Below are 13548 nucleotides of genomic sequence, written 5' to 3'. Positions count from 1 at the left end.
GTGTTTAGTCAAAATGTACCTATTCTTTGTGTGGTATATTTTGTCCCATTTTTTTCAGGTCAGCTTCGTCTGATATTGCAGCGCCAATATCGGGAACTGTGTTTTTATACAGTTCTTTTTCTTCTTCGGCTATTTCGGCACTTTCTGACGTTTCAAGTTCATTGTCAGAGACCTCAAGATCGCTTTCAGTACCTTCTAAAACGTCACCCTCATCTTTATTATCAATGACTTGCTCTTCTTCTAGCGTAGTTTCTTCTTCTGTTTTATCTTTAACCCAATCACGCAAGGTTTCCGCAACCCCTTCAGAAAGAGACTTCAAATTACTGTAATCATCGTCGTAATCATCTAAACCATCACGAACGTTGAACTCTTCTGAGAGGAATAATTTACGCAACGCCGCTTTTTTTACGCTTTCTGATGCTTCTGAAACCAATAATTGAGCAACAGAAACGTCTTCTTCTGGCGCTAAACCTTGAACATCAGTCGCCTCTTCAGCGCCTGCTGATGACAACGTCGTTTCAGTAGAAGCTTCAGTATCGACTTGTTCGATCTCAGAGGATGCATTTGACTGACCTGACGAAATCTCAGAAGAAGATTCAGTTATCTCAAGCGTTTGTTCTGTTTCCTGAGACTCGTCAGTAGATTCATCAAGCTTTCGTTGAGACCAACGACTAAAAAAGTTAGTTGCCATTTGATCGACCCGCGCCTTTGCGTTTTTTACGTCTTGCTTCTAATAACTCGCCATGACGACCGATGAACGCTTCCATCCAAGCTTGTACAGGCAACGGAATGTCGTATGAAAGTACTTGGTTGTCACCGTCCATGTATTGCCCTGCAACGGTTTGTGATGCCGTAAGTAACTGAATCACAGGCTTAACACCAGAATCGACGTTATCCATCACTAAGAATAGCTTAGGTTGCTGAGAGCTTAGGTTGAAACGGTAGTCTGTACGCTCGTCTTTATGTAATTGAAGCAAACAAACGTCTTGGGTATCGTATTCTGGCGACAGTTCAAATCCCGTCAATTCCCATTGCGTGGTTACCCAGATACCTGTTTTGATCTCTTTCTCTATTCTTTGGACACCGATTGGCCAAGCTGCTTCAGTTTTTTCATATTGTTCTTTGAATTCTTTTGTCTCAGACATACTTCACCCAATTGATTTTCTTTGGTCTGAATGCACTTTGGACATTTTGTACTGTGCGCAATCATATACACCCCATAAAGCAATAAACACGCCAATATGGATTAATTGCGAGAGCGTATCTATAGCGTCCGCCATCAAGTTGTCACTATAACGTTAGTTGATAGCGGTTGTTTCATACAACTCCACACGATGAACTCTCATATTTTGCGCTATTTTAATCTAATGCTTCATGTTTCCATCAATCCCCGTTATTTTGGAATGAGATTTGCTTTAAGTATGAACTAAAGAATCAATTAACAGAGCGGTGCTAGACCTCCTTGTTACAAACCTATCTCATTAAGTAGGAAGTGATTGTGGTAAAACCAAACATAATAAAAACCAGCGAAAACCCACTTCAGACAATCGAAGTTGAAGTGTTCGACGAATATGGTGAGAAACTAACTAAACAGATCGCTTGCGAACGCCCTCTTACCGTGATGTTGAACTGGAAAGAGATCGTAACCCTGATGACACTCGGCTCTCGTCCTGAGTCATTAGTATTAGGTTATTTGAAAAACCAGAGCTTCCTTTCCGATCCCGAAGCGGTTGAATCTATCATCATCGATTGGGAAACCAGCTCTGCTGCGGTTATTACCAAAGAAGATACGAGCCAACTTGAGCAAGCGCTTAAGAAGAAAACAGTGACCTCTGGCTGCGGTCAGGGCACCATGTATGGCAACGTGATGAAGCAGTTGGAAGATTACCAAGTGCCTCAAAACAAGATCAAGCAATCTGAAATCTACACAGCGCTTGAAGCATTGACTCATTATAATGATACCTACAAGAAAGCCGGCGCGGTGCACGGTTGTGCGGTTTGCAAAGACGACAAGGTTCTATCGTTTGTTGAAGATGTTGGCCGACACAATGCCGTTGATACATTGGCTGGTGAGATGTGGCTTAACAAAGAGTCAGGTGAAGATAAGATCTTCTATACCACAGGGCGTTTAACGTCTGAGATGGTGATTAAGGTTGCGCAGATGGGTATCCCTGTTCTGCTCTCACGCTCTGGCGTAACGCAAATGGGCTTAGACTTGGCTCAGAAGTTCGGTATCACAACGATTGCTCGTGCTAAAGGTTTACGTTTCCAAGTGTTCACCGGTGCAGACAAGATCGATTTTGATGTGAAAGGTGAACAATCAGCACCCGGACAAAAAGCGTGAGTTTGACTTGGTGATTCACTAACTGCTTTTAATGTGAAATTCTGATGTGAAGAGTTAGTGGCTCACAATATATAGATACAAAAACGCCGTCATGCTTTTCAGTATGACGGCGTTTTCTTAGTTAAAGCTTCAAGTTTCCCACCTGCTGAGTAGGAAACTAAGGTCAGCTTAATGCTTAGCCACGAGCTTTCAAGAATTCAGCGTATGTACCGCGGAAGTCGTTGATCTTGCCATCTTTGATTTCAAGAACACGGGTCGCTAGCGAGTCTACAAATACACGGTCGTGAGATACGAAGAACAATGTGCCTTTGTAGTTCTCAAGAGCCAAGTTAAGCGCTTCGATAGACTCCATATCCATGTGGTTTGTTGGTTCATCCATTAGTAGGATGTTTGGCTTATGCATCATAATCTTACCAAGAAGCATACGACCTTGCTCACCACCAGAAATAACCTTTACAGATTTCTTAATGTCATCTTGACCAAACAACATACGACCTAGGAAACCACGAACAACCTGCTCGTCTTCACCTTCTTGGCGCCATTGACTCATCCAATCAAACAGGTTCATGTCTTCTTCGAAATCATGAGCATGATCTTGAGCGTAGTAACCGATGTTTGAGTTTTCAGACCACTTGTACTCACCAGTGCGAGGCTCAAGAGCGCCAGCTAGTGTGTTAAGTAGTGTTGTTTTACCTACACCGTTTTCACCGATGATAGCAACACGCTCACCAACTTCGAAGATTGCATCGAACTTGCTGTATAGGTCTTCTTCAAAACCTTGAGATAGGTTTTCAACCACAAGCGCGTTACGGAATAGCTCTTTTGACTGTTCGAAACGGATGAATGGGTTTTGACGGCTAGACGCTTTAACTTCGTCTAGTTGAATTTTATCGATTTGTTTAGCACGAGACGTCGCTTGTTTCGCTTTAGATGCGTTAGCAGAGAAACGAGAAACGAACGTTTGAAGTTCAGCGATTTGTGCTTTCTTCTTAGCATTGTCAGACAGTAGACGCTCACGAGCTTGAGTCGCAGCCGTCATGTACTCATCGTAGTTACCTGGGAATAGACGAAGTTCGCCGTAATCAAGGTCAGCCATGTGTGTACAAACAGAGTTTAGGAAGTGACGGTCGTGCGAAATGATGATCATTGTGCAGTTACGTTGGTTTAGCGTATCTTCCAACCACTTGATGGTGTCCATGTCCAAGTTGTTCGTTGGTTCGTCAAGAAGCATGATATGCGGGTCTGCAAACAGTACTTGAGACAATAGAACACGAAGTTTCCAACCCGGTGCTACTTCGCTCATCAGGCCGAAGTGCATTGATTCTTCAATACCTACCGCAAGAAGAAGCTCACCCGCTTTCGCTTCTGCCATGTAGCCGTCCATTTCAGCGAACTGAACTTCAAGGTCAGCCACTTTCATGCCGTCTTCTTCGCTCATTTCTGGCAAAGAGTAAATGCGGTCACGCTCTTGTTTAATAGCCCAAAGCTCTTTGTGACCCATGATAACCGTGTCGATTACCGTGAATTCTTCGTAAGCGAATTGGTCTTGGTTTAGCTTTGCAACGCGCTCATTTGGATCGTAGCTTACGTTACCGGCAGTCGGCTCAAGTTCACCTGATAGGATCTTCATGAATGTCGATTTACCACAGCCATTCGCGCCGATTAGACCGTAGCGGTTGCCTTCGCCGAACTTAACTGAAATATTTTCGAAAAGTGGCTTAGCGCCGAATTGTTGGGTGATATTTGCTGTGGAGATCAATGCCGTTACCTTTTTAATGTGAAAAACGCCGCAACGTTACTTGTTCAGGGCTTTAACTGCAAGTATTGATTGCAATTACTAACCATTAAGTGAGTGATAACCTTGCCAAATCATAGTTTGAGCTGACTCACACTTTTGATTTTCTATTTTGCAGAGAAAAAATGTCTTTCTTCAAGATAAACAAAGTAGCGAACACCAGTCGTTATTGGGTTTTATATTACGACTGATGTAATGCTGATAATTGAATATATCGCATGGCGCATTGTTATAGTTGAACCTGCTTTCAGCCTAGCAACCAGCGACATAGCTAACTGCTCAAATACTAGCCCAATCCCTGACAATTTCATGACAATGATGAAAGAAACAGGAATAAAGTACTCGCCCCCGAAAAGTGGTTAGATTTCACAAAGCAAGATTAACTAACTATAGTAATCCTAACCTCATAATTCTAAGAGATTTTTATGCGTTCACTATCGCGCTTCTTATTGCTTTTATTAGCCATGCTCTCTTGGCCCAGTCATGCCAACTTGGAATATGACTTACAATCACAACCTCAGGTATCGAACGCAGTCAAAGATCTGGACAACCGTATCAATGCCCTACCCGATCCTTTGTTTATGGATGAATTGGATAAACGCAAAGTCAACACTCTATTGGCTGAAGTGCTTCGAGTTCAAAATCAGCAAATCACGACATTTGACCAGCAGTTGTTAGCCTACAAAGAAAACAACAATGTCGATCTGTGGTTTGCGGTTGAGTCAAGCTACGTGACATTGAATAGTTTGAACGTCAGTAAGCAGCACCTGCTTGAACAGACGACCACTGCAAACAAAGAACGCCTGACAGGTTTTGGCCCTTATGGGGTAACTCAGTTTAAACAAGAGTGGGATCTGACTAAGCTCAACGTTGAATATCTGGTCTATTTTCAGATCCGTAGCTTCAAGGCGTTAGTTAACGATATCTTTATTTCGCCCGTACCTGTGATTGGCGCGTCGTTAAAAGTGTTGTTCATCTACTTCGGTTTAGTGTGGTGGCTTGCCAACAGCACTCGCTTGATTGAGTTGTTTCGAATTAACTTTCTTGAAGCGAAAACGAACCCTCCTTTCCTAGTTCGCGTGATTTGGTATATCAGCCGCGCTGATCGAGCGATTGCTTGGCTAATTGCCATTACACTTTCATTGAGAGTACTTTCTAGCATCTCTAGCCTGCAACACCTGATTTTCCTTGAGATCTTCACATGGTGGATTCTTGGTGGCTCGATTGCGATTAGCTTTATCCTCGAATTTGCTTACCGTTTAGGCCGCACATCTAATCAAGAAGTGATTGCTCTGCGTCTATCAACAATTCGCCGTTATGTGTGGAGCTTCATTATTGCGGGTGTGATTCTGCAAATATCGAGCATAACCCTGGGCAAAGGCACGATCTACAGTTGGATATACAGCGTTCTGTTTTTCTGGTTTGTGTTGGTTACTATCTCAGTTCTTCGATTATGGCGAGCAAAAGTATTCGATACATTACAACACATCTCCGATCGACCAGTATGGGTCAATTGGGCGGTAAACCGTAAGGACACTTTTCTCCTTAATATTGTTGCAACAGCGCTGGGGATCGCTTGGTTGAGTGTTTATAACTTTCAGCATCGAATCATGGCTCTACTTTCTAACTACACTCTGTTTAGTCAAGCCTTAGCTTATTTGTTTCGAATTGAAGTGGCGAAACAGTCTGACCTTGATAAGAACCAACAGAATTTAGTGAGGATAAAAGGCGACCAAACCTTTGAATACATTTTACCGGGTTCAATAGACAGCACGCTTATTGATTATGCCGGCGACGAGGTGAAACAGCTTTCTCGCTACCTCATGTCAGATAGCCCTGCAATTTGTATCGTGTCTGGCGAGCGTGGTGTTGGCTCAACGACTCTGCTTTATACCCTGCTGCACAAGGTGTCAAATGCCGAACCAGTCTACGTAAGCTGCCCATATGCGGGGTACCAAGAGTTCCTAGCCCATCTAGCAGTGAGTATTGGTTTGGATGAGGAAGCCACCGAGATTCAGATTTTGGCGCATCTACGTAAAAGCGAAACCACTTATCTTATTGCGATTGATAATGCACAGCGCTTAGTCAAGCCTATGGTGGGCGGATTATCTGATCTTATCCGCCTAACAAACTTGCTTCGTCGTTCTAAAAAAAATCACCGTGTAGTCATGTCGATTGCCAAATCAAGCTGGCGCTTTGTTGATCGAGCTCGTGGTGAGCGCTTGTTGTTTGACCTGGTTTGCTTCCTTCCTCGTTGGACAGAAAAACAAGTGAGTGAGCTTTTAACGAGTCGCATCAACAACGAGTTAGAAAAGCCGTTGTCATTTGATGGCTTGGTGGTTCCTAAGCAGTGGGATCAAGATGACATGACAGAAGAGGAACGCGCTCGTAAAGGGTTTTATCGAATTCTATGGCATTACTCCGATGGTAACCCTACCGTTGCCCTGCGCTTCTTCCGTTTATCTCTGAATCGAAATAAAGAGACAGATCAAGCCGTGGTACGCTTGTTCCACGTACCAGAAGCTCAAGAGCTAGAAAACATGCCTAAACCTATGCTGGCTGTGCTTCGTTCTATCGTGCAGTTGGAAATCGCGTCGCCAGAAGTGCTGTCTGAATGTACTCAGTTGAGTATTGCTGAGATTACCGGGATTCTGCGTTATTTCGAAAGTCGCGGTTACATTGGTTGGAATGAAGACAAGGCTAAGATATCGGATCACTGGTTCCGTCACATTACTAACGTTCTCGACCGTCAACATTTATTGGTGAAGTGAAATGAAGAAGTTATTTGTCCTATTACTTGTTGGCTTAGCGACTACCGTGAGTTTTCCGACCTATGCAACGGAAGAGTTAGCCAACGTAGAGAACATCTCTAAGATTGCAAGCTTGGTACGATGGAGCGGTGTGTTCTTCTCCATGATCGTTATTGCAGCAATGTGGCTGTTGCTTAAGTTCATCAATTCGTTGGTGACCAGCTTTGGTAGCCAGTTTGTGCAATATAGAATGTTGCTACAAAAACTGCAGTCGTTTACTCAGTTCTTTATCTACGTAAGCACGGGTCTTATCGTGTTCATGATGAGTTTTAGAATTAACGACCAAATACTGGCTTTGATTGGGGGTACTCTTGCTGTTTCAGTAGGCTTTGCGCTTAAAGACTTGGCAGCATCATTTATCGCGGGTATCACGGTGATGATCGATAGACCCTTTCAAGTTGGTGATCGCGTCACGTTTGAAGGTAATTACGGCGACATAATTACGATTGGTTTGCGTTCTGTGCGCATGAGAACTTTGAATGATGACATCATCACAATTCCAAACAACAAGTTCTTAAATGAAGTCACTACCAGTGGTAACTATGGTGCGTTGGATATGCAGGTGGTGATTCCGTTTTACGTCGGAATGAATGAAGACATCACTCTAGCCCGTGACTTAATCCAAGAAGCGGCTTCTTCAAGTCGCTATATTCATTTACCTAAGCCGGTCACGGTTTTAGTAAAACAGACGATTACGGATAACTACTTAGCGATACAACTAACTTGTAAAGCTTACGTAGTGGACACCGCATATGAGAAGTTGTTTGAAACCGACATTACTTTGCGTGTAATGAAGGAGTTCAGAAAGCACAATATCAACCCTCCGAAAATTTCAGTGGCTGCGCATTAATCGAAGTCGGTTTAACGCTTGGAGAGTGAATTAACCTTCTCGTTATCGATAAACAAAAACACCTCCTAACTTATCTCAAGTGCGGAGGTGTTTTTTTATGAGGTTTCTATGTGCGGAAAGACTAAGAGTAAGAGTTGTTGGGTTTATACCTTAAAGTATTTCAACTGTTCTGTTAGGTACTCTGTGGTGTTAGCCATTTTCTGACTGTCTTCTGCCAGTGATTGTGATGCTTGTAGAACTTCATTCGCGGCTAAATGAATGCCAGTGACACTTTCACTCATTTCTGTTGCTACCGCACTCTGCTGCTCCGAGGCTGCAGCAATCTGTGCCACCATGTCGTTCGCGTTATGTAATTCAGTAACAATCACATCAAGTTGTTGGCGCGTGTCATTGGAAGCGACGACACTATGATCGACCTTCTCATTACTGCTTTGCATCGCTTTGTAGGTTCGTTCTGCTTGCTGAGTGAGTTTCTCTATTGTGTGTTGGACTTCGTTGGTTGAATTTTGAGTACGACTCGCAAGGTTACGAACTTCATCTGCAACCACTGCAAACCCTCTTCCTTGCTCACCAGCACGTGCCGCTTCAATCGCAGCATTTAGCGCCAATAAGTTGGTTTGTTCGGATACATCACGTATCACACTCACCACTTGGCTTATCTCAGTCACACCGGATTGTAGGTCTCTCACAAGGTCATTCGCTGTCGAAATGTTTTCTGAAACTTGAGATATCGTTTTGGAGGTCACCTGCATGTTTTGGTCGTTTTGATTCGCATGATCCACCACTTTATTGGTGCTCTCTGCTGTGTTTTCGGCATTTACGGCAACATCAGAAATGGTCGCACTCATTTCTGTCATCGCGGTAGACAATAACTCAAGTTGTGCATGTTGAGAGTTAACACTGGTTGCGGCTTCTTCACTCGCTTGAGCTATGTGGCTCGCCATATTGCTGGATAAGTCGGCAGACTCATTCGCGGTTCGCAACGTACTTTGAAGTTTATCTAACATGGTATCGATCTGATGGCTCATATCGCCGAGTTCATCTTTTCGCATCATGTTCATGCGGACACGAAGATCGCCATCGGCAATTTTATGAGTGTTACCGATAAGCTTGTCGAGTGGTACAAGAATATTATTGGAAATCGCATAACCCATCGCAAACAAAAGGACTGAGAACACCACGGCAACCAGCCCTTCTTTGATTGCTAATGCGTAAAATGCCTCTTGTATGTCTGCGACTAATATTCCAGAGCCAACCACCCAGTTCCATTCAGGAAATAATTGTACATATGAAATCTTGTCTTTGAGTTCACCTTGAGGGCTCATCCATTGATAATCGAGAAAGCCTTTTTCCGCAGGAGAACGAGAAATGGTGACCATTTCGCGCCAGTGATGTTTACCCGCACCATCTTTTAAGTTGCCCGCATTCGTATCGTTCAGTTCGGGCTTTAATGGGTGGCTAATAATGTTGAGCTGCTGATTTAAGATCCAGAAATAGTTGGTGCTGTCATAGCGAAGTGTCTCGATTGCGCGTAGAGCCTGTTCTTTTGCGACTGCTTCGCCAAGCACGTTACGTTGGCTGTAATAGTAGCTCGCCAAACTGACTGCAGTTTCAACTTGAGCACTTAGCTTATCTTGCCGTTCCTCCATGGAGCTCGCGCGCTGCTGTATTAGATTAAAAGTAGACGTCATTACCAAGAGAACAACCGATAAGATGACAATGGATACGAGTTTTGATTTGATAGAAAGGTTACTTAATTTCATAGCTGACTGACTTTATTATTTGTTTTGATTATGAATTTTCGATCAAGGTATCAAAATTTCATACAGTTCAGATGATATGCATCAAGACTGAAGAATATACACTGTGTTACATAATCAAAAAGAGGCACTCGTCAAACAGGCAGAGGTTGAGATTTGGCTTGTGATAGATTAGTAGGACGTGATTTGCGTGCCTGGGCAGAAAAAAGAGAGAAGCCCAGGAACGTTAGAGGTCTAATTAGGTAACCTCTAACGGAGGATCGAATCTAAGCGTAAGTAACGGTTCGATCAGGTATTTAGTTTAGAGGTTGGACACCAGCAATTGCGGTTTTGCTTTTTGTTGAAGGTAGATACTAAAGCAACTTCCCTTGCCTACCTCAGATTCAACTCGGATTTCACCACCAGTCTGACTCAAGATACTTTGAGAGACTGATAAGCCTAAGCCTGTACCGTCGCGTTTGGTGGTATAAAAAGGCGAGAAAATACGTTTTAGTTGTTCTTCCTTAATACCACAGCCTTCATCTTTAACATGAACGATAGCGCCATGAGACACACCATTTTCAACCCAATCTTCACTTGAAATCGTCAATGTACCTTGCCCATCCATGGCATGAATCGCGTTCATTTGTAAGTTCACGAGGATCTGTAGCAGTTGATTTCGATTAACTTCAACAGATGTTTTTGCACTAAGGTTAGAGACATAAACAATACCTTTCTTCTTAGCGCCCGTTTTCACTAATGTGATGCTCTCATCTACTATCGGGTTGATATGTTGCCATGTGACTTCGTCTTGAACACCGCCATGTCGGCTGTATTGAAGCAGGCTTCGTGTGATGTTTCGAATTCGATCGATTTGTTCCATGATAGCTTGGACTTCTTCGTTGACTCGACCAATGTCATCTCCTAGTTCAAACTTCATCAACTCTACGTTGCCTAAAATCACGGCTGTTGGGTTATTAATCTCGTGCGCAATTCCTGCGGTTAACTCGCCTAGTGCTGCCAACTTTTCATTGACCACCAGCTTATCTCTCGCTTGGTTGAGTAGTTGAATGTGAAGCTCAAGCTCTTCAGTTTTCTCTTTCAAACTCGCGGTACGAGAATGAACTTTGCATTCCAATTCTGACGCCGCTTGTTGAATCTCTTGATTACGCTCGTGTAGAAGATCCAACATCTTGTCAAACTGTTTAGCGAGCAGTGTCAGTTCGTGTTGATCATCCAATCCTAGCGTACCAATTCGCTTGTCTTGCCCCATTTGGACAAGCTTGACGACTTTATGAATGCGTTCAATTGGGTTGAAAAGATCACGCGCGCCACGATGGACGATCAAACCCGAAGCTAGCAATAGCAATACAATGGTAATGCTTATTTCACCGAGATTAGTTAAATAAGTTTGTATGAGAGGCCAAATTAGATAACCGGTGTAAAGCATGCCAATGACGTTGTCGAATTGGTCATGGATCGGCTGGTAAGCGGTGATGTACCACGCATCGTAAACATATGCACGGTCAAGCCACTCTTTGCCTTCATTGAGCACTTTTGTGTGAACTTCGTTGGAGACGCGAGTACCAATAGCGCGTCCTGCACTGTCCTCGCTACTTAGCGGAACGTTCGTGCTAACGCGAAGATCATCTAGAAATACAGTAACGGTACCAATACGTCGATTAAAACCATCGCGTTGTGGGTATATCAGATTGCTGATCTGATCAACTAATTGGGTACTATTATTGAGTAAAATACCGCCATCAAGAAAACCAATTACATGGTCATGTTTGTCTCTAATTGACACAACAGTGCGACTGACCAAACCTCGAGTTTCGACATCGTGCCCGTTGAGTATTGGTACTTCGGCTTGTTTCGCTAGATTGCGATCGAGTTCATTCAGTTCATCTTGAGTAAGCACATTAAAAAAGGACTCTTTGTGCGTAAGATCAAGGTATTCAAGCTTTTTGTCCATTTGCTCAACACTGCGCCAGCGTAGAAAATCGAGCTTATAGCGTTTCTTGTTCTCTGACACCCAGCGAGTGAAGTCTTCTTTCGAACCATTACTGGTGAGCTTTACTCGGAAATTGTAAGACTCAGCAAACGCTTGAACATTATAAGCTTGTTGGCTTTGAATCAAATGAATACTGTTGTCTGCGACATCCAAACGCTCATCGACATCAATTAACGCGCCCTGCCACGTATAATGAACCGACCAATACAAGGTAATGGCAACCAATGCGCAGAGCGTTAAGATAATCGGAGCGGATGTCAGGAACAATAAGCGATAACGTACCATTGTTTTGAAACGGAACGTCCACTTAGACCACCAAAGACGTCTAATCGGCATATTCAGAACCTTCTGTGTTCCAATCTTTGTACTTACGTTCTAACGTTTTTCGTGCAACACCGAGATCTCTCGCTGCAGCAGATTTGTTGCCATCGTGAAAACTCACTAGTTGCTCAATATGTGCTTTTTCCACTTCTTTGAGTGTCCAACTGTTTGGATACCCTTCTGCCGCGTCATAGTTTTCCAAGTTAGGCACTTCAGACCCATGTGACACCGTCACTGATATACTCGTTGGTGCTGGATCACCGTTAATCTCACGCCAATAGTGAGCTGGTGGCTTGTCTAATAGAATGCATCGTTCGACTAAGTTTTTAAGCTCACGGATATTCCCCGGCCATTCGTACTCGTTCATTGCCAAGATATCTTCATGCGCCCAATTAGGGACAGGCATACCAAGTTCACTTGATAATAAACGTGTAAAGTACGGAACAAGCTCAATCAAATCAGATGGACGTTCTCTAAGAGGAACAACATCTATCTTAAGTACATTGAGTCGATAGAAGAGATCACGGCGAAAATGTCCTTTGTCGACCTCATCCTGTAAGTTTCGGTTGGTCGCAGCGACAATTCGAACGTCGACGGCGATCTCTTTCTCGCTGCCGACAGGACGAATCGTACGTTGCTCTAAAACTCGTAATAAAGCTGCTTGCATTGGTAATGGCATCTCACCTATTTCGTCAAGGAACAGTGTGCCACCACTTGCGACTCTAAAGAGACCCTCTCTATTTTTTTTCGCGCCAGTAAATGCACCTGATGTATGACCAAACAACTCACTTTCTAAAAGCTCTGGTGCAATCGCGCCGCAGTTAATCGGTACAAATGGCCCCGTACGTTTGCTGGCTTCATGTACACCACGCGCGACCAGTTCCTTACCTGTTCCGGATTCACCTTCGATAAGCACTGAGGCTCTTGATGGCGCAAACTGACTAATAAGTTGTTTAAGCTGTTTGGTTTTGTCTGAATTACCGATCAATTCGGTTTTAATATGACGGCTAACATCTCGCTTTAGCGCATATTGCATTCGTTGGTCTAAGCGCTTATCCATGCAGCGAAGTACGGCTTGTATCATCTGCTCCAAATTGAACGGCTTTAGAATGAAATCAGAAGCGCCAAGCTTAAGCGCTGATATGGTCATCTCTAGATCGGCGTAACCAGTCATGAAAATGACATCTGCACGCTTATCTGCATCATTAAAGGCTTCTTCCCACTCAATACCAGAACGACCTGGAAGATTAATATCGAGAACGATCAGATCAAAATGCTCATTGCAACGGAGGACCTCAGCCTCTTCTACAGAACCCGCACTTGAGACCTTACCAAAGAACTTACCTAGTGCTTTTTTCAAAATGGCCTGCATGCCAATTTCATCGTCGACCACCAAGACAGAAAATGCTTGATATTGAGTCAATGTGTTTGGGTTGAGATTAGATGCAGTTGAACTAGGTAAAGACATATTGATAAGCCCACAGTGAAAGTTGGGACAGAGTGTACCAATTAACCTTTTGTGCTACAGGGGCAATATGCGACATTTTGTCCTAGCTCATGTTTTGGTTCAATTTTTCGCGTCAAATGGCGCAACTTAGTCCGAAATAACAGTAATTTAATGAGATCTGATGCATGATTTATTGGCATCAAGCTTGCTTGTAAGGTGATGATTTCT

Annotated in this window: 9 protein-coding genes; 3 read left to right on the top strand and 6 right to left on the bottom strand. The window is 43.5% G+C overall.

What is annotated here, in order from left to right; all coding sequences use genetic code 11:
* Nucleotides 1-19: 19 nt before the first annotated feature.
* The gene (locus L8S15_RS14170) at nt 20-691 is read right to left on the bottom strand and encodes a DUF3306 domain-containing protein (RefSeq protein WP_010440866.1); all 672 of its coding nucleotides are present in this window, start codon (nt 689-691) and stop codon (nt 20-22) included.
* Nucleotides 681-1145, bottom strand: coding sequence for a DUF3305 domain-containing protein (locus L8S15_RS14165; protein WP_010440867.1), 465 nt, complete (start codon nt 1143-1145; stop codon nt 681-683). Before L8S15_RS14165 ends, L8S15_RS14170 begins: the two co-directional genes overlap by 11 nt.
* Before the next feature lie 353 nt (nt 1146-1498).
* On the opposite strand from L8S15_RS14165, the gene fdhD reads away from it, so the two are divergent.
* Nucleotides 1499-2344, top strand: a complete 846-nt coding sequence (gene fdhD / locus L8S15_RS14160; protein ID WP_010440869.1) for a formate dehydrogenase accessory sulfurtransferase FdhD — start codon at nt 1499-1501, stop codon at nt 2342-2344.
* Between the two features lie 175 nt (nt 2345-2519).
* Here fdhD and L8S15_RS14155 read toward each other — a convergent pair whose 3' ends face one another.
* The gene (locus tag L8S15_RS14155) at nt 2520-4103 is read right to left on the bottom strand and encodes an ABC-F family ATPase (RefSeq protein WP_010440871.1); all 1584 of its coding nucleotides are present in this window, start codon (nt 4101-4103) and stop codon (nt 2520-2522) included.
* A 461-nt stretch (nt 4104-4564) separates the two neighbouring features.
* On the opposite strand from L8S15_RS14155, the gene L8S15_RS14150 reads away from it, so the two are divergent.
* Nucleotides 4565-6910 carry an AAA family ATPase gene (locus L8S15_RS14150; RefSeq protein ID WP_010440873.1) on the top strand — a complete coding sequence of 782 codons (2346 nt, stop codon included), beginning with the start codon at nt 4565-4567 and terminating at the stop codon, nt 6908-6910.
* Nucleotide 6911: 1 nt separating this feature from the next.
* Nucleotides 6912-7799 carry a mechanosensitive ion channel domain-containing protein gene (locus L8S15_RS14145; RefSeq protein WP_010440875.1) on the top strand — a complete coding sequence of 296 codons (888 nt, stop codon included), beginning with the start codon at nt 6912-6914 and terminating at the stop codon, nt 7797-7799.
* A gap of 143 nt (nt 7800-7942) precedes the next feature.
* On the opposite strand, the gene L8S15_RS14140 is transcribed toward L8S15_RS14145, so the two are convergent.
* The 3 genes from L8S15_RS14140 to L8S15_RS14130 form a co-directional block, all read right to left on the bottom strand.
* Entirely contained in the window at nt 7943-9562 is a 1620-nt protein-coding gene (locus L8S15_RS14140) for a methyl-accepting chemotaxis protein (RefSeq protein WP_016791633.1), read from the bottom strand.
* Between the two features lie 298 nt (nt 9563-9860).
* Nucleotides 9861-11888, bottom strand: a complete 2028-nt coding sequence (locus tag L8S15_RS14135) for a cache domain-containing protein (protein ID WP_102286237.1) — start codon at nt 11886-11888, stop codon at nt 9861-9863.
* Entirely contained in the window at nt 11878-13341 is a 1464-nt protein-coding gene (locus tag L8S15_RS14130; RefSeq protein ID WP_016799945.1) for a sigma-54 dependent transcriptional regulator, read from the bottom strand. The genes L8S15_RS14135 and L8S15_RS14130 overlap by 11 nt, the downstream gene beginning before the upstream one ends.
* Nucleotides 13342-13548 lie beyond the last annotated feature (207 nt).

This window comes from Vibrio sp. S/42/10, from assembly GCF_029890535.1.
Taxonomy (GTDB): domain Bacteria; phylum Pseudomonadota; class Gammaproteobacteria; order Enterobacterales; family Vibrionaceae; genus Vibrio; species Vibrio cyclitrophicus.
Note: the sequence above shows the minus strand (reverse complement) of the source record. Positions and strands in the feature narration are given on the sequence as shown.